This window comes from Mesorhizobium sp. M8A.F.Ca.ET.202.01.1.1 (genome assembly GCF_004791595.1).
GTDB lineage: Bacteria > Pseudomonadota > Alphaproteobacteria > Rhizobiales > Rhizobiaceae > Mesorhizobium.
On record NZ_SRUN01000004.1, the window covers coordinates 261,480 to 282,671 of the forward strand.

29 protein-coding genes are annotated in these 21,192 nt (G+C 65.2%); 17 read left to right on the forward strand and 12 right to left on the reverse strand.

The features are described from left to right. Positions 1 to 89: 89 nt before the first annotated feature. Positions 90 to 995 (reverse strand): LysR family transcriptional regulator, encoded by a 906-nt coding sequence (locus EN845_RS11855; RefSeq protein ID WP_127278836.1) that lies wholly within the window; start codon positions 993 to 995, stop codon positions 90 to 92. Positions 996 to 1,089: 94 nt separating this feature from the next. Between EN845_RS11855 and EN845_RS11860 the strand changes: the two genes are divergently transcribed. The 7 genes from EN845_RS11860 to EN845_RS11885 all read left to right on the forward strand — a co-directional run bounded on the left by EN845_RS11860 (position 1,090) and on the right by EN845_RS11885 (position 5,057). Further along, on the forward strand, positions 1,090 to 1,971 hold the full coding sequence (locus EN845_RS11860; protein ID WP_127870196.1) for an aldo/keto reductase family oxidoreductase: 882 nt from the start codon (positions 1,090 to 1,092) through the stop codon (positions 1,969 to 1,971). A 140-nt stretch (positions 1,972 to 2,111) separates the two neighbouring features. Beyond that, the gene (locus tag EN845_RS11865; RefSeq protein WP_127278838.1) at positions 2,112 to 2,447 is read left to right on the forward strand and encodes a metalloregulator ArsR/SmtB family transcription factor; all 336 of its coding nucleotides are present in this window, start codon (positions 2,112 to 2,114) and stop codon (positions 2,445 to 2,447) included. Next, the gene (locus EN845_RS11870) at positions 2,444 to 2,944 is read left to right on the forward strand and encodes an SRPBCC domain-containing protein (RefSeq protein ID WP_127870195.1); all 501 of its coding nucleotides are present in this window, start codon (positions 2,444 to 2,446) and stop codon (positions 2,942 to 2,944) included. Before EN845_RS11865 ends, EN845_RS11870 begins: the two co-directional genes overlap by 4 nt. After that, a complete protein-coding gene (locus EN845_RS11875; RefSeq protein ID WP_127870194.1) occupies positions 2,934 to 3,758 on the forward strand; it encodes an alpha/beta hydrolase in 825 nt (274 codons plus the stop codon). Before EN845_RS11870 ends, EN845_RS11875 begins: the two co-directional genes overlap by 11 nt. 39 nt (positions 3,759 to 3,797) lie before the next feature. Then, complete coding sequence (locus EN845_RS11880; RefSeq protein WP_281040957.1) at positions 3,798 to 4,085, forward strand: VOC family protein; 288 nt, start codon at positions 3,798 to 3,800, stop codon at positions 4,083 to 4,085. Beyond that, complete coding sequence (locus EN845_RS36635) at positions 4,046 to 4,162, forward strand: VOC family protein (protein ID WP_348631095.1); 117 nt, start codon at positions 4,046 to 4,048, stop codon at positions 4,160 to 4,162. The genes EN845_RS11880 and EN845_RS36635 overlap by 40 nt, the downstream gene beginning before the upstream one ends. A gap of 121 nt (positions 4,163 to 4,283) precedes the next feature. Continuing rightward, a complete protein-coding gene (locus EN845_RS11885) occupies positions 4,284 to 5,057 on the forward strand; it encodes a pseudouridine synthase (RefSeq protein ID WP_127870193.1) in 774 nt (257 codons plus the stop codon). Between the two features lie 34 nt (positions 5,058 to 5,091). Here the strand turns inward: EN845_RS11885 and EN845_RS11890 are convergent, their stop codons facing one another. Then, the gene (locus tag EN845_RS11890) at positions 5,092 to 5,505 is read right to left on the reverse strand and encodes a hypothetical protein (protein ID WP_127280132.1); all 414 of its coding nucleotides are present in this window, start codon (positions 5,503 to 5,505) and stop codon (positions 5,092 to 5,094) included. A gap of 262 nt (positions 5,506 to 5,767) precedes the next feature. Continuing rightward, entirely contained in the window at positions 5,768 to 6,037 is a 270-nt protein-coding gene (locus tag EN845_RS11895) for a cyclase (RefSeq protein WP_127870192.1), read from the reverse strand. 226 nt (positions 6,038 to 6,263) lie between these two features. On the opposite strand from EN845_RS11895, the gene EN845_RS11900 reads away from it, so the two are divergent. From EN845_RS11900 to EN845_RS11910, 3 genes are all read left to right on the forward strand, one after another. Continuing rightward, positions 6,264 to 7,010, forward strand: coding sequence for an SDR family NAD(P)-dependent oxidoreductase (locus EN845_RS11900; protein ID WP_127280130.1), 747 nt, complete (start codon positions 6,264 to 6,266; stop codon positions 7,008 to 7,010). A gap of 40 nt (positions 7,011 to 7,050) precedes the next feature. Then, the gene (locus EN845_RS11905) at positions 7,051 to 8,094 is read left to right on the forward strand and encodes an RNA polymerase subunit sigma-70 (RefSeq protein WP_127870191.1); all 1,044 of its coding nucleotides are present in this window, start codon (positions 7,051 to 7,053) and stop codon (positions 8,092 to 8,094) included. A 99-nt stretch (positions 8,095 to 8,193) separates the two neighbouring features. Next, entirely contained in the window at positions 8,194 to 8,595 is a 402-nt protein-coding gene (locus EN845_RS11910; protein ID WP_127280128.1) for a VOC family protein, read from the forward strand. 289 nt (positions 8,596 to 8,884) lie between these two features. On the opposite strand, the gene EN845_RS11915 is transcribed toward EN845_RS11910, so the two are convergent. Continuing rightward, the gene (locus EN845_RS11915) at positions 8,885 to 9,466 is read right to left on the reverse strand and encodes a histidine phosphatase family protein (protein ID WP_127280127.1); all 582 of its coding nucleotides are present in this window, start codon (positions 9,464 to 9,466) and stop codon (positions 8,885 to 8,887) included. Positions 9,467 to 9,877: 411 nt separating this feature from the next. On the opposite strand from EN845_RS11915, the gene EN845_RS11920 reads away from it, so the two are divergent. Beyond that, positions 9,878 to 10,327: a universal stress protein gene (locus EN845_RS11920; RefSeq protein ID WP_127281313.1), complete on the forward strand. Its 450-nt coding sequence runs from the start codon at positions 9,878 to 9,880 to the stop codon at positions 10,325 to 10,327. A 34-nt stretch (positions 10,328 to 10,361) separates the two neighbouring features. Here EN845_RS11920 and EN845_RS11925 read toward each other — a convergent pair whose 3' ends face one another. Next, a complete protein-coding gene (locus tag EN845_RS11925) occupies positions 10,362 to 11,267 on the reverse strand; it encodes an AraC family transcriptional regulator (RefSeq protein ID WP_127870190.1) in 906 nt (301 codons plus the stop codon). Positions 11,268 to 11,475: 208 nt separating this feature from the next. Between EN845_RS11925 and EN845_RS11930 the strand changes: the two genes are divergently transcribed. Then, positions 11,476 to 12,051, forward strand: coding sequence for a DUF308 domain-containing protein (locus EN845_RS11930; RefSeq protein WP_127278903.1), 576 nt, complete (start codon positions 11,476 to 11,478; stop codon positions 12,049 to 12,051). A 64-nt stretch (positions 12,052 to 12,115) separates the two neighbouring features. Here the strand turns inward: EN845_RS11930 and EN845_RS11935 are convergent, their stop codons facing one another. Both EN845_RS11935 and EN845_RS11940 read right to left on the reverse strand, forming a co-directional pair. Then, positions 12,116 to 12,871 (reverse strand): sulfite exporter TauE/SafE family protein, encoded by a 756-nt coding sequence (locus EN845_RS11935; protein WP_127870189.1) that lies wholly within the window; start codon positions 12,869 to 12,871, stop codon positions 12,116 to 12,118. A 44-nt stretch (positions 12,872 to 12,915) separates the two neighbouring features. Next, entirely contained in the window at positions 12,916 to 13,119 is a 204-nt protein-coding gene (locus EN845_RS11940) for a hypothetical protein (RefSeq protein ID WP_127278904.1), read from the reverse strand. Positions 13,120 to 13,243: 124 nt separating this feature from the next. On the opposite strand from EN845_RS11940, the gene EN845_RS11945 reads away from it, so the two are divergent. Then, positions 13,244 to 14,116 carry a LysR substrate-binding domain-containing protein gene (locus EN845_RS11945; protein ID WP_127278905.1) on the forward strand — a complete coding sequence of 291 codons (873 nt, stop codon included), beginning with the start codon at positions 13,244 to 13,246 and terminating at the stop codon, positions 14,114 to 14,116. A gap of 21 nt (positions 14,117 to 14,137) precedes the next feature. Here EN845_RS11945 and EN845_RS11950 read toward each other — a convergent pair whose 3' ends face one another. The 5 genes from EN845_RS11950 to EN845_RS11975 form a co-directional block, all read right to left on the reverse strand. Then, positions 14,138 to 14,836 (reverse strand): RES family NAD+ phosphorylase, encoded by a 699-nt coding sequence (locus EN845_RS11950; protein WP_127278906.1) that lies wholly within the window; start codon positions 14,834 to 14,836, stop codon positions 14,138 to 14,140. Further along, entirely contained in the window at positions 14,830 to 15,240 is a 411-nt protein-coding gene (locus EN845_RS11955) for an MbcA/ParS/Xre antitoxin family protein (RefSeq protein ID WP_127278907.1), read from the reverse strand. Before EN845_RS11955 ends, EN845_RS11950 begins: the two co-directional genes overlap by 7 nt. 331 nt (positions 15,241 to 15,571) lie before the next feature. Then, positions 15,572 to 17,005 (reverse strand): aldehyde dehydrogenase family protein, encoded by a 1,434-nt coding sequence (locus EN845_RS11965; RefSeq protein ID WP_127278908.1) that lies wholly within the window; start codon positions 17,003 to 17,005, stop codon positions 15,572 to 15,574. A gap of 166 nt (positions 17,006 to 17,171) precedes the next feature. Then, entirely contained in the window at positions 17,172 to 17,555 is a 384-nt protein-coding gene (locus tag EN845_RS11970; protein ID WP_127278909.1) for an ACT domain-containing protein, read from the reverse strand. Between the two features lie 2 nt (positions 17,556 to 17,557). Beyond that, positions 17,558 to 18,043 carry a GNAT family N-acetyltransferase gene (locus EN845_RS11975; RefSeq protein WP_127278910.1) on the reverse strand — a complete coding sequence of 162 codons (486 nt, stop codon included), beginning with the start codon at positions 18,041 to 18,043 and terminating at the stop codon, positions 17,558 to 17,560. A gap of 820 nt (positions 18,044 to 18,863) precedes the next feature. Here EN845_RS11975 and EN845_RS11985 point away from each other — a divergent pair. The 4 genes from EN845_RS11985 (at position 18,864) to EN845_RS12000 (ending at position 21,127) form a co-directional block, all read left to right on the forward strand. Next, the gene (locus EN845_RS11985; RefSeq protein ID WP_127870188.1) at positions 18,864 to 19,241 is read left to right on the forward strand and encodes an ester cyclase; all 378 of its coding nucleotides are present in this window, start codon (positions 18,864 to 18,866) and stop codon (positions 19,239 to 19,241) included. Positions 19,242 to 19,314: 73 nt separating this feature from the next. Further along, the gene (locus EN845_RS11990; RefSeq protein ID WP_127280280.1) at positions 19,315 to 19,596 is read left to right on the forward strand and encodes a type II toxin-antitoxin system ParD family antitoxin; all 282 of its coding nucleotides are present in this window, start codon (positions 19,315 to 19,317) and stop codon (positions 19,594 to 19,596) included. After that, a complete protein-coding gene (locus EN845_RS11995) occupies positions 19,593 to 19,877 on the forward strand; it encodes a type II toxin-antitoxin system RelE/ParE family toxin (RefSeq protein ID WP_127280279.1) in 285 nt (94 codons plus the stop codon). Before EN845_RS11990 ends, EN845_RS11995 begins: the two co-directional genes overlap by 4 nt. A gap of 188 nt (positions 19,878 to 20,065) precedes the next feature. Then, complete coding sequence (locus tag EN845_RS12000; protein WP_127280278.1) at positions 20,066 to 21,127, forward strand: YeiH family protein; 1,062 nt, start codon at positions 20,066 to 20,068, stop codon at positions 21,125 to 21,127. Positions 21,128 to 21,192: the final 65 nt, after the last annotated feature.

Genomic DNA, 21,192 nt, shown 5'->3' on the forward strand with positions numbered 1-21,192 from the left:
TTACATCGGGGATTTGCCCTTTGGTCGAAAGCAAGCGCGGCGACACGCCGAAAAGGCCGGCGCAAACCTGCAGCGATTTCGGTACGGGATCAGTCCCACCGCATCCCAGCGACAAAGTCGATGAACGCGCGCAGCGGCGCCGGCGTCAGGCGGCGGCCGGGATAGTAGAGGTACGGGCCTGAAAATTCCTGCCACCAGGGCTCCAGCACCGGCTCCAGCCTGCCATCGTCGAAATAGGGATGCAGCCAGTCCTCGAACAGACTGACAATGCCGCCGCCGGCGACGGCCACCTCGAGCGCGAGCGCCATTGCGGTGCCGGTGCTGACCAGCAGCGGGCCGGTCGGCTCGACGCTCACCTCCTCGCCGTCGCGTTCGAACTCCCAGGGCGGCGTGAAGCCGCTGGCGAAGCGTCCGCGCAGGCAGGCGTGGTCGAGCAGGTCGCGCGGGTGCTCGGGCCGGCCGCGCCGGTCGAGATAGGCCGTCGCGGCGGCGGTGGCGAAGCGCTGGCGGCGCGGGCCGATCGGCACGGCGATCATGTCCTGCTCCAGCCGCTCGTCATAGCGGATGCCGGCATCGCAGCCGCTCGCCAGTATGTCGACGAAACTGTCCTCGGCGGTCACTTCCAGGCGAATGTCGGGATAGGCCGCGAGGAAGGGCGGCAACAGGCGCGGCAGCACCAGTTTCGCCGCGACGACAGGCACGTTGAGCCGCAACGTGCCGGCCGGCCGGCCGCGAAAACCGTTGACCACGTCGAGCGCTGCCTCTACCTCGCCGAGCGCCGGACCGAGCCGTTCGAGCAGGCGCGCGCCGGCCTCGGTCGGCGCCACGCTGCGCGTGGTGCGGTTGAGAAGCCGCACGCCGAGTTCGCTCTCCAGCCGCCGCACCGTCTCCGAGAGGCTGGAAGCGCTGACGCCGCCCACCCGGGCCGCCTCGCGAAAGCCGCCGGCGCGCGCCACCGCCATGAATGCCTGGAGGTCGCCGAGATTCGCCGCCATTGTTCGCCTTTCCGCACAGGCCGTGCCGATTGCACCATATTTATCGTGCAGGCGCGCCTTGTCTATATCTGGCTGATCCAATGGAGACGACACCATGACCGACATCAGCAAGGCCGGAAGCTTCAAGCTCGGCGACCGCACCGTGAAGCGCCTCGGCTACGGCGCCATGCAACTGGCTGGACCGGGCGTCTTCGGCCCGCCGAAGGACCGCGAGGCAGCCCTTGCCGTGCTGCGCGAGGCGATTGCCAGCAGCGTCGACCACATCGACACATCGGATTTCTACGGTCCGCACGTCACCAACCAGATCATCCGCGAGGCGCTGCACCCCTACCCCGCCAACCTCACCATCGTCACCAAGATCAGTGCCCGGCGCGGCGCGGATGCATCGTGGATCCCCGCAATGTCGCCTCAGGAGTTGACGCAGGCCGTGCACGACAATCTGCGTAATCTCGGACTGGATGTGATCGAGGTCGTGAACCTGCGCTCCATGCATGGCATCCACGGACCCGCCGAAGGGTCGCTCGAGCCGCAGCTCGACACGCTCGCCGACCTGCAGCGCCAGGGGCTTGTGCGCCATATCGGCCTGAGCAACGTCACCCGCAAACAGATCGCGCAGGGGCGCCGCATGGTCGACATCGTCTGCGTGCAGAACCAATACAACATCGCGCACCGCCAGGATGATGCGCTGATCGACGAGCTTGCCGCCGACGGCATCGCTTATGTGCCGTTCTTCCCGCTCGGCGGTTTCACGCCGCTGCAGTCGAGCACGCTTGCCGACGTCGCGCAAAAGCTCGGCGCGACTCCCATGCAGGTGGCGCTCGCCTGGCTGTTGCAGCGCGCGCCCAACATCCTGCTCATCCCCGGCACCTCGTCGGTCGGGCATCTCAGGGAGAACCTGGCAGCGGCCGAACTTAGGCTGCCGGCGGATGCGATCCAGATCCTGAACGGCATCGCGGCCGAAAAGGCAGCCGCCTGAGCTTCCAAAGCCACGCTTGCCGGGGTGGAAACGTTCTCCCCGGCGAGCGCGCCATCTCTCGCGGTTTCCGAAAGCTCGTTGACGAGGTAAGGCAAGCCGTTTATAGAACCAATTAGTTCTAGAACTGATTGGTTCCAAAAATGGCTGCTGAATTTTCCCTCGACCAAACATTCGCCGCGCTCGCCGATCCGACGCGGCGCGCGATCCTTGCCCGGCTGCTCGATGGCGAGGCCTCGGTCGCCGAGCTCGCGCAACCCTTCGCGCTCACCGTGCGGGCCGTCTCCAAACATGTCGGCGTGCTGGAGCAGGCCGGCCTCGTCACCCGCAGCCGGGCGGCGCAGAAACATCTGAGCCGCATCGAGCTCAAGCCGCTGCGCGACATCGACCGCTGGCTCGACGACTACCGAAAACTCTGGGAAGGCCGCTTCGACCGCATGGAGGATCTGCTGCGGCGCGACGCGGACAAGGCGCCATGAGCGAGAGCGTCCAAGATACCGCCGAGCGCAGCTTCGCCATCGAACGGGTGTTCCAGGCTCCGGTGGCACGCGTCTTTCGGCTGTGGACCGACCCCAGGCTGGTGGCGCAATGGTGGGGCATCAAGGATTGTACCATTCCTCACTGCGTGCTCGACGTGCGCGTCGGTGGCCGCTGGCGCATCGATATGCTGACCGCCAGCGGCACGCTCTACCGCAACCAGGGCAGCTATCTCGAAGTCGTCGAGAACGTCAGGCTGAGCTATTGCGACGAACCGGATCCGGAAATCCGCGAATGGGCCGGCAATCCGCCGGGCCGGAGCCGCCATACCGTGAGCTTTATGCCCGACGGCATGCGGACCCATGTCCATTTCGAGGTGACGCTGGCGAGCGCCGCCGACCGCGAGCGCCTGCTGGCGCTGGGCATGCGCGGCGGCTGGATGCAGAGCTTCGACCGGCTGGAGCAGCTGATAGACCGGGAAGCCAACCATGCCGGCTGAGAACGCGAAACCGTCCATTGAAGCCGTACTGTCGCGGGATGGGACGCCGATCGCCTGCGAGCGCCGCGGCCACGGCCACCCGCTCATTCTCGTTGACGGCGCGCTGTGCTCGCGCGCGATGGGACCGAGCGGTCCGCTGGCCAAGGCGCTCGCGGACAACTTCACCGTGTTCCGCTACGACCGTCGTGGCCGTGGCGGCAGCGGCGACACCGCGCCCTACGCGGTCGAGCGCGAGGTCGACGACATCGAGGCCGTGCTGCGGGCCGCCGGCGGCGAGGCCTATGTCTGGGGCATGTCGTCCGGCGCCATGCTGGCGCTGATGGCGGCAACCCGCCTGCCCGGCATCAAGAAGCTCGCGCTCTACGAAGCGCCGCTGATCGTCGACGACAGCCGCACCACCACGCAGGCCGATTGGGCGACGATCGAGACTGCCGTCGCCGAAGGCCGGCGCGGCGACGCCATAACCGCCTTCCTCAAATCGGTGGGCATGCCCCGCCTGCTCATCGTCTTCATGAAGCTCATGCCGATCTGGCGACGGCTCAAGGCGGTGGCGCATACCTTGCCGCATGATGGCGCCATCGTCGGCGGCGATCAGCTTGGCAGGCCGCTCGATCCCAGCCGCTGGGCTTCGCTGCGCGTGCCGGTATTGGTGAGCGACGGCGGCAAGAGCCCGCCATGGATGCGGCATGGCAACAAGGCCCTGGCCAAGGCATTGCCCAATGCAAGCTATCAGACGCTGCCCGGCCAGAACCACATGCTGAAGCCGGCCGCGCACGCCCCGGTGCTGACGGCGTTCTTCAACAGCCTGGATTAGGTACGGACGTCAACCCATGCGAATAAAAGGAAATCGACCATGCGGCTTCGCCATATCCTCATCAAGGTCGACGACCAGGACAAGGCGCTGGCCTTCTACACCTCGGTCATGGGTTTTGTGAAAAAGCATGATCACGACAGCGGTCCAATCCGCTGGCTGACGGTGGTGGCACCCGACGATGGCGGCACGGAACTGGTGCTCGAACCCAACAGCGCCCCGCCGGCGCGCGCCGCGCAGCAAGCGCTTTACGACGCCCGTTCCCGGCGGCGCTCATCACCGTCGGCGACATCCACGCCGAGTTCGACCGGCTCACCGCGCGCGGCGTGAAATTTCTCGGGCCTCCGGAACGCACAGGCCCGGTGACATCGGCCTTCTTCGACGACACCTGCGGCAATTCATCGTGATGGCCGAGCCATCCGCCTGAAGCGCTTGTTGCTGGGACAGGAAACAGACCGGCCGCGCCCGGCTTGCGGTGCCCGCCTCGCCCGTGGCATCTGTCCGCTGGAACGGATCACCGGCAACAGCATGGCAGCACGACCACCTCCGCCCGGCCGGCCGCCAGCCGGCAAGCCCCGCAGCGCCGGGTCTCCCGGCGTCAGCCTGAACCGCGCGATGTCAAAACTCGGCCTGTGCTCGCGCACGCAGGCCGAAGTGCTGATCGCGGCGGGTCGCGTGCGCGTAGGCGGCAAGGTCGTGCGTGACGCGGCGTTGCGCGTCGACATGAACCGCGACCGCATCGTCGTCGATGGCGATGCGGTCGTCGCCGAGCGCAAGGTCTATCTGATGCTGAACAAGCCGCGCGGGCTGGTCACCACCCGCGACGACCCGCAACAGCGCGACACCGTCTATGCCTGTCTCGAAGGGCTCGATTTGCCGTATGTCTCGCCGGTCGGCCGTCTCGACAAGGCCAGCGAAGGCCTGCTGCTGATGACCAACGACACCCGCTTCGCCAACCGGCTGATGGATCCGGCCTCGCATCTGCCCAAGACCTATCACGTGCAGGTCGCCACGGTGCCGGATGAAACGCTGCTGGACAGGTTGCGCGCCGGCGTCACCCTCGACGGCGAGACCCTGGCGGCAAACGCGATCGAACTTTTGCGCAGCGGCGGCCGCACCGCCTGGCTGGAGATCGTGCTCGACGAAGGCAAGAACCGCCACATCCGCCGCCTGCTCGCCGCCCACGGCATCGAGGTCAAGCGCCTCATCCGCATCGCCATCGGCAGCCTGCCGCTCGGCAACCTCGCCAAGGGCACGGCGCGGCATCTGACGGCGGAGGAACTGGCGTTGCTGGCTGAGTAAGCGACGCGTCGCCACCAGCCGAAAAACGAATCTGCTATTCGACGTTGATCCTGATGACCGTCCTTGACGCATATCCATAGAAGGTATGAAGGGACAAAGTCACCTCGTCTCGCCCTTTGAAACCGGGGGCCGACCGATACATGACCTTGATCCCGTCGACCTTGCGCGAATCGCATTTCGCACGCGCATCTTTCTTGGCGTAGTGCGCATAGGTCTTCCCGTTCATAATCATCAGCTTTCCATGACTTGGTCCGGAAATTGCTCTCAAATCATCCTTGCCGGCCTTCGAACAGTCGGGGTTGAGGGTCGATCCTCCGTAGAGAAAAATCTCCTGTCCGGAGAGTGCCGTTTTTTCATAGCTGAACGAGTGGGTATACGCGGCGGCTGGACAGACCGAAAACCCCAGAAGCGCAAGCACCGTCATGATACCCGTTGTGCGGCGGATCATATCAACTCCCCTCAGCCTTATGAATTAATTCACCCGCCGACAGTTTTAGGATGGCTTTCGAGCCAATCGCCAATCACGGGCGCAGTACTTCCAATCAATTCTTGGTTATCAGAATAGAGTTTTGCCGATGCGTTTTGCTTCTGGCAATGGATCGGCTCTGGCGTTGCTGCGCGCTCGAGCAAACGTCCCGCCCGCCAGGCCGAAAGCGACCTGGCCATTCATTGCGGCAGTGGCGACCGGATCGAACGGCTAGAGCAGTCGATCAGGCCTTGTTGGTGATCCACATGGTTGGCGCGCCGACCACGCCGGCGCTCGCCATCGCCTCTTTCAATTTTGGGTTTTTGATGAAGGCCTGCGCTTCGGCGGCACTGGCGAAATCATGCGTCACGGTGACGTCGTTGGGGTTGTCCGCCGCCTGATAGACGGCCTCCGCCTTCACGCCGTTGGCCTTTTGAACCGGGGCGAACCCGTCATAGACTTTGCGCCATGCCTTGTAGTCGGACACGGTATGTCTCACGAACAGCGTCGTCATCGTACATTCCTCCCAGGCTGTTGTTATTGGTGCGCCCAAGAGATCGGCGATGGGCCGTCCAGTTTATCGCCCCAATCATGTCCTTGGCAAACCGGCGAACGAATGAGAGCCGCCTGACAGGCGCCCCGGAAAGATTTTTGCCGACGTGCCGATGAATTCCACCCGCCTCGGCTGTCCTGATCATCAGGCGCCGGAATTCCTCCGGGCCGGAACAGCGAGGTGAACCATGGGATCGTTGCAAGGTCAAAATGTTGTCGTCGTCGGAGGCAGCCGGGGCGTCGGCCGCTCCATCGTGAAGGCTGCGCTGAGCGAGGGAGCAACCGTGCTCGCCGTCGCCCGGGGCGCGGACGCTTTGAAGGAACTCTCCTGGGAGGCGTCAGGCGTAAGGACGCTCGTGGCGGACGCCACGCAGGAGGTGGCACCCGATGCGGTCTTCGCCGCTCTCGAACCGGACGTGCTGGTGATCTGCGCCGGTGCCTTCGCCCCGTCGGCACCGATTCAGGACCAGGGCTGGGACGAATTCTCCGCCAATTGGGAAATGGACGTCAAGGCGTCCTTCCTGTTCTGCCAGGCGGCGCTGCGCGGCCGGCTGAAGCCCGGCAGCCGCGTGGTGCTGATCTCCAGCGGCGCTGCATTCAGCGGCGGCCCGCCCAATTCCGGCGGCTACTCCGGCGCCAAGCGCATGCAGTTGTTCCTCGCCGCCCACAGCCAGAAGGAAGCCGACCGGCTTGGCCTCGGCCTGCGTTTCATGGCGCTGGCGCCGATGCGCATCATGGCCGGCACCGGCGTCGGCCAGCGCGGCATATCGGGCGTTTCGGCCTATCTCGGCATCAGCCCGGCGGATTTCCTGGCCAGCATGACCGATATGCAGACGCCCGCCGATGTCGCCAGCGCCGTGGTGACGCTTGCCGGCGGCAAGATGCAGGGCACCGCCTTCACGGTGAGCGGCAGCGGCCTTGCGGCGGCGGCGTGAGGCGCGCAGGATGGCCCGAAATCGTTACAGTGGACTTGAAATGACGGATGCTCCTGGCGCTTCCGGGCCATCGGGCCGGCCGGTCCTCGACCGGCCGGCCTTCGAGCGCCTGACCACCACCCACCGCCGCGAACTCAAGCTGCACTGCTACCGGATGATGGGCTCGCTGCACGAGGCCGACGACCTCGTCCAGGACACGTTCCTGAAGGCATGGCGCGGCCGCGCGCAATTCGGCGGCCACGGCTCGCCGCGTGGCTGGCTCTACGCCATTGCCACCAACAATTGCCTCAACGCGATCAAGGCGAGGTCGTCGGCGCGCCGCATTCTCGAAGAGCCCGCACGGCCGTCGACCGAAGGCCGCGCCGCTGCCGGGCCGGCCGCCGAACTCGCCTGGCTGGAACCTTACCCGGACGCCGAGCTGCCCGATCTCGCCGATGGCGCACCCGGGCCGGACGCACGCTACGAAACCCGTGAGGCCGTCCGGCTGGCCTTCGTCGCGGCGATCCAGCTTCTGCCGCCCAGGCAGCGCGCCGTGCTTTTGCTGTGCGACGTGCTCGGCTGGTCGGCGCTGGAGGCGGCTCAATTGCTGGGCGGCTCGACGGCGTCGGTCAACAGTGCCTTGCAGCGGGCGCGCGCCACACTTGGCGAACGCTTTCCAAAGGGGCGGCCACTGCAGCGCGCGCGGCCAAGCCCCGACGAGGACCTGCTGCTCGAACGCTATATCAGGACCTGGGAGGCCGCCAATCTCGATGGCTTCGTCGAACTGCTGCGCGAAGACGCCACCTACCACATGCCGCCATGGCATGACTGGTATCAGGGGCGCCAGGCGATCCACGACTTCTTCAAGACCGTGTGGAACAATTACGCCGGCTATCGCGCGGTGGCGACAAGGGCCAACGGCCAGCCCGCGGTCGCGATCTACGCGCAGCGGTTTCACGACCCGGAATGGCGCGCGCAATCGCTGCACGTCATCGAGCCGGCCGAAGGCCGGATCACCGCGCTGACGGTCTATGTCGGCCCGCTCGGCCCCGATTTGTTCGCGGCTTTCGGCCTGCCGCCGGTCTGGACCGAACCCGAAGCGTAACCGTCACAACTCCTCTCCTGACAGAAAGCTGTCAGGAGGCCTGGTCTATGCATCGGCTGGGAAGCCCGCTCGCGGCTTCGAGATCAAGGAGCCAATGCGATGAATTTCGTCTCTGTCCGCATCATCACGTCAGATGTCCAGCGCCTCGTGCGCTTCTACGGTGAGATCACCGGCATGCCGGTGACCGTATACACGGAAGACTTCGCCGAACTGGCGACCCCGGCCTGCACGCTGGCAATCGGCAGCACGCGCACCCTGATGCTGTTCGGCGGCGACATCGCCCGCCCCGCCGACAACCACACCGCCATCCTCGAATTCCGCGTCGGCGACGTCGATGCCGAATTCGCCCGGCTGTCGGACCTCATCAAGAAGACGACCGTGCAGGAGCCGACCACCATGCCTTGGGGCAACCGCTCGCTGCTGTTCCGTGACCCCGACGGCAATCTGGTGAATTTCTTCCAGCCCATCACCGCCGAGGCGATCAGGAAGTTCGAGAGGTAGGAGGCGGGCGCGCGGTTTGAGTTGATTAGCGTCCAGCATCGGAATTAGCCAAAGCCACCCAACACGTCGTCATCCTAGGGCGAAGCAGGAGCGCAGCTCCGTCGCGGAGACCCTAGGATCCATGCCGGGACCTTTGCCGTGAAGCGCAGCGGAGCAGAATTCCGCACCGTGGCTGCGCCCCGAAGTCGCGGCATGGATCCTCGGGTCTGCGCCGCGTCGCTTCGCTCCTTGCTTCGCCCGTGGATGACGAAGACGATAGGCGTCACCGCATCTGGTTGATGTGGCCTGCCTACTTCCCGTTCCACTTGCGCACGACCGGCTCGGTCAGATCATGCTCATAACCCAGCACGCTGATGCTGGCCGTGTCGAGCACGAACAGCGCCCCGCCTTCCGGCGGCAGGCCGAGCCAGCGGGCGGCGAGCACGCGCAGGAAATGCGCGCTGGAAAAAATCAGTATGTCGGCATTGGCCTTGCGCAGGCGATCGATAATCCTGTCGGCGCGGGCGCCGACATCGGCCGCCGTCTCGCCTTGCGGGCAACCGTCGCGAAACACGTTCCAGCCCGGCCGCTCGGCCAGGATTTCCTTGGTCGTGCGCCCTTCATAGGCGCCGTAATCCCACTCCTGCAGATCGTCCAGCTTGAGGCTCGCGGCCCCAAAGCCGGCAAGCACGCTGGTGTTGTAGGCGCGCTGCGACGGGCTCGTCCAAACCTGCGAAAACGACAGGCCTTTCAAGCGGTCCGCCACACCGCGCGCCGCCGCTTCGCCGGCCGGCGTCAGCGGCATGTCGGTGCGGCCTGTATGCTGCCCCGAAAGGCTCCACGCGGTCTCGCCATGCCGGACCAGATGGATCTGTGGAAACGCGCTGCTCATGGAATGCCTTTCAAAGTTGCCGGCACCTTAGAGGACGATTTCGCGAAGGGGAATCCGGCTGGCGAAATTCATGCCTCTTCTCGATGCGCCGGCGCCGCTCCTCATCTGGCTGCCGCCATCTTCTCCCCGTAAACGGGAGAAGGACGCTGTCGCCGCTGGTTTCGCCAATCGGCAGCGTTGCAAGTGAGGCCGCGGCGTTGAGGCAGCTTCTTTCTCCCAGTTTACGGGGAGAAATGCCCGGCAGGGCAATGAGGGGCAGCGCCGACACCAACGATTGACCGCCCGGGACACCAAGCTCTGGATATCGAATCCCTGGCTGGCCCTGATCCCCGCCGCTTTGGCTCAATGAATGAGCGCGGAGGCATAACTATCTATGTTGGAGAGTAATCAGGCATCACAGGTCGGATCATCATGTACAAACATCTGCTCATCGCCACCGACGGCTCGGAACTGGCCGGCAAGGGCGTCGCCCAGGGCCTCATTTTGGCCAAGGACCTCGGCGCCGCCGTCACCTTCGTCACCGTTTCGGAACAATTCCCGATCTTCGCCTGGGGCGGCGCCATGGCCGGCTATGCCGCCGGCGATGAACTGGCCGTCTTCCAGGAAGAATCGCGCCGCTATGGCAGGGAAGTGCTCGACAAATGCAAGGCATCCGCAGATGCCGCCGGCGTCTCCGCCAAACTGGTCCATGTCGAGGACAAACGGCCCGCCGAAGCGATCCTGGAATTGTCCAAGGCGCAAGACTGCGACCTGATCGTCATGGCCTCGCATGGCCGCCGCGGGCTGGGCAGGCTGCTTCTGGGCAGCCAGACGGCGGAGGTGCTGTCCTACACCGAGATCCCGGTGCTGGTGGTGCGGTAGGTCCCGCACCTCACTTTTTAAAAAATGCCGCCGGTCAGGGCTGCTTGCCGGGTTCATTCGTCAGCGCATATTCAACCCGTGGCGGGTGCCCGAAGAGCTGTTTGTAGGCCCGGCTGAAGGCGGCTTCGGATTCGTAGCCGATGCGCAAGCCGATCTCGCCCACGCGCGCGTCCCGCCTGGCCAGCAGATCGCGGGCCAGGCCCAGGCGCCATTCATTCTGGTAGCGCAGCGGTGAACGCCCGACGAGCGCGGCGAAGCGCTCGCAGAAGCTCGAACGTGACATGCCGGCCTTGTCGGCCAGTTCATTGATGCTCCACCGCTGCAGCGGCCTTTCGTGGATGGCCTTCAGGGAACGGGCGATGCGGGCATCGGAAAGCCCGCCGAGCCAGCCCGTCGCGTGCCCTTCATGCACCCAGCTGCGCAAGGTGCGGATGACCATGAGATCGATGATGCGGGAAATCATCAAGGCAGCACCCGGCTGGGCGCCGCTGGTTTCGACCATCAGGAACGGCAGCATTCCATCGACCCACCCTGCCCCCTGGGCACGCTGGATGTGAATGCAGTGCGGCAAGGCGAAGATCATCCCCCGCAGGCTGTCCGGATCGAACCAGAAGCGGCAGACGACGATCGCCACGCGCGGATGCGACGCCACCAGCCGCGACGCGCCGGGACCGCGAGGCAGCAGCACGAGGTCGCCGGCCTCGATGACGGCGGCGGCCTGGTCCTCGCTCTCCATGCGCAGCGCGCCGGCGGTCACCACGACGATATGAGCCTGCCCCTCGTCGAGATCGAGTTGCTCCGCCTCCGCCAGCGTGCGTGAAAAGACCTCGTCGCCGGTAAGCCTGATCTGCGCCAGCACATGCGAGAGAAGGTCGCCGGAGACACCCGCACGCGGCCCTCCATCCGGAAGAATGGTCAAGTTTTCAGGCGATTCAATCATGGATATGGCCGACCGGTTCTCATACATTCCTTGGCAAGGATAGCGCCTTTCCCATTGATTATGCGCTGTTTTCGCCTTGGCGCAAAGCCATTCCCGCGCCGAGGGCGCGAGAATGGGCTGTTCCAATCATCCAACCCCGAGGGCGTGATCAAGCGGGTCAACCCGCCGCCTCTCAGCCTCGGGCCATCCAACAAGACAGGACGTTCCAATGAGCACTCAAACCATCCAGGCGCCCAGCGGCGTTGCCGCATCGCAGTGGCTGAAGTCATATTATTTCCTCCGCGCCGGCTTTTCGGTCGCGTGGGTGGCGGCGGCCTTCACCCTTGGCAAAAGCGCGCCGCCGGTCGCGGCGATACTGCTGGTCGCCTACCCGGCCTGGGACGCGATCGCCAATATTCTGGACGCGCAGCGCAGCGGCGGCCTGAAGGCCAATCCCAGCCAGGCGCTCAACGCGGCGGTCAGCACGATCACGGCGATCGCGGTCTTCATCGCCCTTGGACAGGGCCCGCATGCGGTCCTGGCGGTGTTCGGGGCATGGGCCATTCTCTCCGGCCTGTTCCAGCTTGCCACCGGCGTGCGCCGTTGGCGGGCAGGCGCGCAATGGGCGATGGTGCTGAGCGGTGCGCAGTCGGCGCTTGCCGGCGGCTTCTTCATCAAACAGGCGATCGGCGCCGCGACGCCCGGCATCATCGATATCGCGCCCTATGCCGCGTTCGGCGCCTTCTATTTTCTCGTCTCGGCCATATGGCTGAGCGTCATGCAGGCACGCAAGCGCACCGCTTGATCCTCCAAAATGCCGGGCCCCGCCGAAACACTCGAAAGAGGTTTTGGGGCCTGGCTTTTTTAGACTAGCCCTGCAGCGCAGCCTCCAACGCGAGATAGGCCCCGAGCGCCAGCAAGCCGGCGAAGAACACCGTGCGAAAAGTCTCGACGCTCATCCTTTGGCGCAGCGCCTGGCCGACGACCATGCCGGCCAGCGCCGGTGCCAGGGCCAGCACCGACCCCGTCAATTGCGCCGTCGGCGAGGCAAGCGCGCCGGCCCTGAACAGTCCGAAGCCGAGGGCCAAGGTCGATACGGTGAAGGAGAGGCCAAGCGCCTGGATCAGGGCTTCCCGGTCCAACCGCAACGATTGCAGATATGGCACCGCCGGAATGACGAAGACGCCGGTGGCGCCGGTGACCAGCCCGGTCGCCACGCCGACCAGCGGCGATATCCAGGCCTCGTGGCGCGCCGGCGTGGTGAAGCCGGCCTTGGCCAGGCCGACAAGCGCGTAGAGCATCAGCGCGGCGCCAAGCCCGGCCGAGGCGATCATCGTGTGCGCGCCGGTCAGCAGGCCGGCGCCGGTCACGGTGCCGACGACGACACCGGCCATCATCGTCCACAGCCGTTTGCACAAGCCGCCGAAGGACGGACCGGTGAACAACTGCCACAGATTGGTGACCAGCGACGGAATCAACAGCAAGGCGGCGGCCTCAACCGGCGGCATGGCCGCCGCCAGCAGGCCCATCGCCACGGTCGGCAGCCCCATGCCGACGACGCCCTTGACGAGGCCGGCGGCGAGAAACACGAAACCGATGAAGGCGACGGCGCCGATGCTTAGCATGGATGGACGTTCATTATGGATGGAACTCGAGCATGCCAATCCGGTCAATCATGCAACAACATGTCCGTCGCCTCGGCATCCGGGCTTGCCGGCACGGCATCGCGGCTGACGGAAGCCGCCGCCGCGGCGCATCCATGCGAACCAGGCTGCGCTTGCGCCATGGCAAGCGAGGCCACCGCGATCGCCAGCACGATCGCCGCGCTTTCAAGAATGCCTAGCCCTTGCCGGCCTGATGTTTTTTCACGCATCCCTTATCTCCGTCGCAAATGATTTGACGGACATGCGGGCCGCCCACAATGTGGAAGTTGCGCTGCCAGCCTTCGGCCTGAACGAAGGCTGATGCTGGCGCGGCACGATTTGCGGGAGCGAAAAATGCGTTTCGACCTCACCGATCTCCGGCTGTTCCTGCTGGTGGCCGAACGCGGCAGCATCACGCACGGCGCCGAACTCGCCGGCCTGGCGCTGGCCTCGGCCAGCGCGCGCATCAAGGGCATGGAGGAAAGCCTCGGCGCGCCGCTTCTGGAGCGGCGCCGGCGCGGCGTGGTGCCGACGGCGGCCGGACAGGCGCTGCTCCACCATGCGCGCGCGGTGCAGAACCAGATCGAGGCGATGGCCGGCGACCTCGGCGCCTATGCCACGGGCCTGCGCGCCCGCATACGGCTGATGGCCAACACGGCGGCGACCAGCGAACTCCTGCGCGACACGCTGCCGGCCTTCCTGGTCGCGCATCCCGGGATCGACATCGAGCTCGACGAACGCCCCAGCCATGAGATCGCCGAGGCGGTGGCGAACGGTGCCGCCGATCTTGGCATCGCCGCGACCTGGGCCGGCCTTTCGCATCTCGAGCAAAAACCGTTCTTCGTCGACCGCCTGGTGGTGATTACGGCGCGGAACAGGCCCGGCCTCGAAGGCCAGACCGCCAGCCTTGCCGACCTTCTCGGCGAAGCCTTCGTCGGCTTGAGCGCCGGCCATCCCTTGCAGGAGCACATCACCCGCCAGGCCGCCAGGCTCGGTGGCCACCTGCACTTCCGCATCCGCGTGCCCGGCCTCGACAATGTCTGCCGGCTGGTCTCGCAAGGCGCCGGCATCGCCATCGTGCCCGAAAGTGCGGCGCGCCGTTCGGCCCGCACGCTGCGCAGCCTGCGGCTCGGCGATGACTGGGCCACGCGCCAGCTCAATCTGTGCGCCCGCCGCTTCGAGGCGCTGACGCCGCAGGCGAAACTGCTGGCGGCGGCGTTGGCGTGAGGACAAGCCGCCCTGCCCTGCTCACACCACTTCGAGCACCTTGCCGGTGTCGTGCTGGCGCACGAAGTCGACGCGGCCGCCGTCCCAGTGGTAGCTGTAGTGGCGGCCCTGGACCGGGACACCGATGACGTCGGGCCAGAAGATGCCGATGCACGCTCCGTCCGGCATGCGCACGCTGTTCCACACCAGCCCGTCGCTTCCCGAGGCCCGCAGCGCCCGCCCTTCCGCCTGCGACGCCGTGTAGTCGTCGGGGTCGAGCACGCCGGGCACGGCGTTGACATCGTCGAGGTCGCGGTCGACGCTGCCGATCAGCACGCGGAAATCGGCCGTCCAGCCCGGCGCCTCGTTGGTGGCGCGCATGAATTTCTGGTGATGGTGGATGGTTTCGGCGAGCGCCACGTCCTCGCTGTCGCCGGCATAATAGATGCCGTAGCTGCCGTCGGAGAACCGGCCGGGCCGCAAGGTCGAGCAATGCACGAAAGGCGCCATGACGAAACTGGCGCCGGGACCCGAAACCCGCCTTGCGGCCGGCACCTTGCCGAGATCGCCGAGCTCGAGCCGAATGCGCGGGTTGGTCTTCTCCTCGACGGCGGCCAGCGCCTCCCAGTCGCGCGGGTCGGCGATGTCCTCGAACAGGTCGATCGGCGGATGGATGGAGCGGATGATGCGATAGGTCTGTGGCCAGTGGACGCGGCGCCGGACCGCCAGCCCACTCACCATGCACCACGCTCCGCGTCGAGCCATTCGCGCATCGCCGCGAGATCGGAGATGTCGCCGCGCAGCATCAGGTCGAGCGCCGACTGCCCGCCGAAAGTGGCATTGGGCTTGCGGATCCAGGCATAGCCGCGCGCCGGCTCGGTGAAGAGGTAGCGCAGCCCCTTGTGGATGCCCATCAGATGCGCCATGCGGGTGCGCAGGTCGCGGTCGATCCGGCCGATGCCGCCTTCCTTCCACCGTGCCCAGGTGCGGGCCGAAATGCCGCCAAGCAGCACGCAGGCCTCGAAGTCGGTGAGGTTCCAGGCCTTGAACAGATTGACCGTGGTGCGCGCCAGCGCACCGGCCTCTTCATCCGATATGGCCGAGCCGACCGCGGTCGGCGTCGTGGTGATGGCTTGAAGCTGCATGTTTAGACCTCGCTAATGGCAGATATATAGCATGTATCTGCCAATTGGCAAGGAGGGGGGGTATGGCTGAGCATATCAGTGTGGGCCTTGTGACCGAGACCGCTAATCGCCGAGGTCGGCGCCGCCCCTCATTGTCCTGCCGGACATTTCTCCCCGTATAGTGACGGGGAGAAAGATGCAGGCCGCAATGCCGGCGCCGCCTTCGCAATGCTGGAGATTGGCGAAATCATCCGCGAAAGCGTCCTTCTCCCGTCACTATACGGGGAGAAGATGCCGGCAGGCAGATGAGGGGCGGCGCCGGCCCCTCTCCAGCTACGCTGCGGCCAAAGAACTACTCCGCCGCCTCATAGCCCGCGATGCCCTTGATCTCGAGGAAATCCTCGAGCCCGTATTCGGCATATTCGCGGCCGTTGCCGGACTGCTTGTAGCCGCCGAAGGGCAGGCCGGCGTCCCATTGGGGATAGTTGATGTAGACATTGCCCGAGCGCATGCGCGCCGCCACGTCGCGGGCCTTCTGCAGGTCCTTGGCCTGGATGTAAGAGGCAAGGCCGTAGACGGTGTCGTTGGCCTGCTCGACCGCCTGCTCGACCGTGTCGTAGGGCAGGATCGCCAGCACCGGGCCAAAAACCTCTTCGCGCGCGATGCGCATGTCGTGGGTGACGTCGGCGAACACGGTCGGCCTGACATAGTAGCCGCGATTGAGTTCGGCAGGGCGGCCGGGGCCGCCGGCGACCAGCGTCGCACCCTCGTCGATGCCGCTCTGGATCAGGTCCTGGATCTTGTCGAACTGGACCTGGCTGACGACAGGGCCGAGCTTGGTGTTGGCGCCGTCGGCCGGGCCGACGGTGAATTTTTCAGCCGCGACCTTGGCGTATCCGGCGGCCTCGTCATGGCGGTCGCGCGGCACGAACATGCGCGTCGGCGCGTTGCAGGACTGGCCGCTGTTACCGAAGCAGCCGGCGACCCCCTTGCTGACGGCGGTGGCGAGGTCGACATCCGGAAACAGGATGTTGGCCGACTTGCCGCCAAGCTCCTGATGCACGCGCTTGACGGTGTCTGCTGCGGCCTTGGCCACCAGTATGCCGGCCCGCGTCGAACCGGTGAACGACATCATGTCGATGTCGGGGTGGCTGGACAGCGCCTGGCCGACGCCCGGGCCGTCACCGTTGACGAGGTTGAACACGCCCTTCGGCACGCCGGCCTCATCGATGATCTCGGCGAAGATGATGGCGTCGAGCGGCGCGATTTCGGACGGCTTCAGCACCATGGTGCAGCCGGCGGCGAGTGCCGGACCCACCTTGCAGGTGATCTGGTTCAGCGGCCAGTTCCACGGCGTGATCAGGCCGACGACGCCGATCGGCTCCTTGACCACGAGATGGTTGCCCTTGACATGGCGGAACTGGAAATTCTTCAGCGTCTCGGCCATCTTCTGCAAATGCGCGAGACCGACGCCCACCTGGCTGTCGAGCGCCATCTGGCGCGGCGCGCCCATCTCGCGCGATACGGCAAGCGCCAGGTCCTTGCTGCGCTTCTTGTAGACCTCGATGACGCGGTTCAGGATATCGAGGCGCTCCTCGACCGAGGTGAAGCCGTATGTGTTGAAGGCGCGCTTGGCGGCGGCCACCGCCTTGTCGACATCGGCCTTGGAGCCGAGCGAGATCTGCGCGAAGGCGTCCTCGTTCGACGGATCGATGACGTCGAGCGTGTTGGGCACCACAGGATCGACCCACGCGCCATCGATATAGAACTGCAGATCGTGTGACATGGTTTTCTCCCTGGGGGTGCCGCATGGCCGGTCCGGCCGTGATATCGGGCTAGAAATAACGATGCGCGAACGGCGCTGTCAAACGCAACCCCCGAAATGGTTGAGCCAGCGCGCCAGGGATTGAGCCAGAGCGCCAATCGTTGATCAGCGGCCGGCGATGAGCTGCCTAGAGCAGCGTATGCCCGGCTTCGCGCAGAAATCCTCTAGCCGCGGGCTCGTCTGTCGCTTTCACCAGCAGGTGGTCGCCATCGAAGGTCGATACCAGGAAGATGCCCAAACCGTTTTCCGACAGCGGCCTGATGACGGACAGCACAATGCCGGTTTCGTCGAACGCAAAGGGCCCCTGCAACTTGAAGGCGACCCAGTCGCGATCGTGCTTGACGGCATCCGGCACGCGATCCTGAAGGCAGGTGATCGAGAGCTCGTCGTCGGTTCTGGTGATGCTGACGAAGCCTGGTCCGTCAGCCCAGGCAGGAATGCCGTCACCGGCTTGAAGCCGCGAAATCGCATACAGGCCGGGGAGTTGCTTGAGCTTGATCCTGGCAGCCATCCTCACGCTCCGGTTGGTGGGCATCCAACAAGCCGCTTGCTCATATAGACCGTCGTTCCGTTCAGGAACGGCTCCTCCCGATCGATCGTATAGCCAAGCTTGCGATAGAGCGACACATTGGCTTCGAAGGCGCCGTTGGTCAACAGTCGCAGCTCCGCGCGTCCCGCCGCGCGCGCCTTGGTTTCCACGCGCTCCAGCAGCAGCCGGCCGATGCCCCTGCCCTGCGCCTGCGGCGCAACGCAGACATTCTCGACCCACAGGTGATCGTCGGCGAGCAAAGTCTCGATCATGCCGACGATGCGGCCGTCCTCGACGGCGAGATCGAACGGATGCTCGGCGACAGCCTTGTCGTAATCGGCACGCATCGGCAGCGGCTCGCGGCCGATCACCGGCACCCATCTGGCATAGGCGGCACGCACGATATCCCTGATCGCGGCGGCGTCGGCAGGCTCGGCCGGCCGAAACCGGATGGAAGGATTGGCAATCATCAAAAGGCTCCAGACATGAAAACCCCGCCGGCTGATGGTGCGGGCGGGGCGGGAAACGAACAAACCGGATCTATCGTGCCGGATTTATCGTCGCGCAATCAGCCTGCCGCTCCGCGCTATGCAGGAGCGGCCTCGCTTGGTGTTGGCGGGCGCGCGAGCGAACATGGCGGCAAGCTGGCGCAGGAAGAGCGGTGCGTCAAGATCTGGGGATTGGCCCAAGCCCCCGACTTCGTCATCCACGGGCGAAGCAAGGAGCGTAGCGACGCGGCGCAGACCCGAGGATCCATGCCGCGACTTCCAGGCGCCGCAGCGGTGCAGAATCGGGCTCCGCTGCACCTGCCACCAAGGTCGCGGCATGGATCCTCGGGTCTTCGCGACGCCGCCCTCATCGCCCTGCCGGGCACTTCTCCCCGTATAGTGACGGGGAGAAGGGGCTGGCGGCAGCCTCGGCGTCCTCCTTGCAACGCAGGTGATTGGCTAAACCGGCGATTGCAGCGTCCCTCTCCCCGTCACTATACGGGGAGAGGATGCCGGCAGGCAGGTGAGGGGCAGTGCCAGCGCTCGAAAAATGAGCGAATTCGAAATCCGAAACGATTGCCCTGTTCAACACTCCTGCGCCGTCGGCCTAGACAGGATCTTGTTGATGTCGACCTCATCCGGCTGGGTCGTAGAGCGCGCACGCCTACTGCGACATCAGCCTGCTCGCTGCTGGTCGATGCATTCCGGTACCGGGGGCTGGAACGTCTGGACTGTGCCCACGGTCGTTCTATCTTCCGGTCGAGCATGATCTCGTCCAAGCGTCAGCAACGGAGCCATCACCGTGACCGAAACCGATCTCTATCGAGGCTATATCGACTGCCTCAACAATCAGGATTGGCAAAGGCTGCATCGCTTTGTCCATGACGAGGTGCATTACAACGGCGACCGCGTCGGATTGTCAGGCTACCGCGACATGCTGGAGCGGGATTTTCGGGAAATTCCCGACCTCTATTTCGATGTGCAACTGCTGATCTCCGATCCGCCTTTCATCGCCAGCCGCCTCCAGTTCAACTGCACGCCCAAGGGAACGTTCCTCGGCCTGCCCATCAATGGCAAAAAGGTCTCCTTCAGCGAGAACGTCTTCTATGAATATCTGAACGACAGGATCAGGAACGTCTGGTCGGTGATCGACAAGGCGGCGATCGAGGCACAGCTTTGATGTCATGCGCCACCTGGCCTCCTTGCGGCCGGTGGTAAACTTGCCTACTTTGCCCAGGTAGGAGAACCCGCCGATGGCGAATGTCGAGAAAGTGAGCGTTGCCCTCACGCCCGAAATGGCAACCATGATGCGCGAGGTCGTTGCGGCGGGCGAATACGCTTCGGCGAGCGAAGTCATGCGCGAGGCCTTGCGCGAGTGGAAGTTTCGTCGGATGCAACGCGACCAAGCCATCGACGAGCTAGGCCGGCTTTGGGACGAAGGCATGGCAAGCGGCGATCCGGTCGACGGCCGCGATGCCTTCGCCCGGATCAAAGGCAAGCTTGATGCGAGGATTGCCGAGCGCACATCGCGATGACGCTACGCCTTCGACCGGAGGCCGAAGCTGATATCGAAGCCATCGCGCTTTATATAGCCGAGGACAGTCCTGCGGCGGCGTTGCGTTGGTATGACGAAATCCATGCCCATTGCGAACGCATCGCCGACATGCCGGGCATGGGCATTGCCCGGCCGGAAGTGCGACCGGGCTTGCGCACGTTCCCTGCGGGAAACTACTTGATCCTCTATCGCCAAACGGACGACGGTGCGGAGATCGTGCGTGTCATTCATGGCGCACGGCGGTGGCAGGACTTGTTGTAGCCCGACGGATTGCGTTCTCGCAGCTCGGTGCGATGCATCGCCAAGCCATAAGCAATGCGCCCACGCGTCCTTGAGACCGTTTGGACGGCCAATCGTTCGTAAAAATAGATCATTCCAACCAAAATAATTCGTTGGAAAGATCGATTATGAAATGGCATTTCCCCGGGATACCCGCCTGGAGAATTGCATTGTCTTCCCTGACCCGCATCGCGAACGATATTCCGAAAAGCAGGATTTCCGCCGATCTGGCGCGGGGCCGCAAGCGCCTCGATTCCCTGTGGAACGGCATCATCCCCGGGATCGTGCTGGTGTCGATGATCACGGCCGTCGCCTTCTCCGCCCGCAATGTCTCCGGCTTCGCCTTGTTCAGCCCGATGATCCTGGCCGTCGTGGCCGGCATGGTCTATTCCAATGTGCTCGGCACGCCGGCGCACGCCAGGGCCGGCATCGCCTTCTCGCAAAAGCGCCTGCTGCGCTTCGCCATCGTGCTGCTCGGCTTCCAGTTGACGCTCGGCCAGGTGGTTTCGATAGGCGCCAGCGGCGTCGGCATCGTGGCGGCGACCCTTGGCGCCACCTTCCTCTTCACCATCACGCTCGGCCGGCTGATCGGCGTCGATGCCAAGCTGGCGCAGCTGATCGCCGCCGGCACTTCGATCTGCGGCGCCTCGGCGATCGTGGCCACCAACATCGTCACCGACGCGCGCGATGAGGACGTCACCTATGCCGTCGCCTCGATCACCTTGTTCGGCACAGTCGCCATGCTCGGCTTCCCGCTGCTGGCGCCGCTGCTTGGCCTCGACCAGCACGCTTTTGGCCTGTGGGCGGGCGCCTCGATCCATGAGGTGGCGCAGGTCATCGGCGCCGGTTTCCAGAACGGCACCCAATCCGGCGAGATCGCCACCGTGGCCAAGCTGACGCGCGTCGCCATGCTGGCGCCGATGGTCATCGCGCTCGGCCTGATGGCACGCCGCAAGAGCGGCGACCCCTCGGCGGCGCGCCCGCCCATGCCGTGGTTCGTCGCCGCCTTCGTCGCCGTCGTGGCGCTGAACAGCCTTGTGGCGGTACCGGCCGAAGTGAAGCAGGCGATAGTGCTTGCCACCACCATCATGCTGACCATGGGGCTCGCCGCCATGGGCCTGCAGGCCGACATTTCGCAGCTTCGCTCGCGCGGCCTGCGCCCGCTGGCGCTCGCCTTCTGCGCCTTCCTGTTCATCGGCGGCTTCAGCCTGATGCTGGTGAAGCTGGCCTGATCCGCCTGTCCCTGCGCGTGAAGGCATAGGGGCACACGGCATCTGTCAAAACAAGGGCTTAGAGC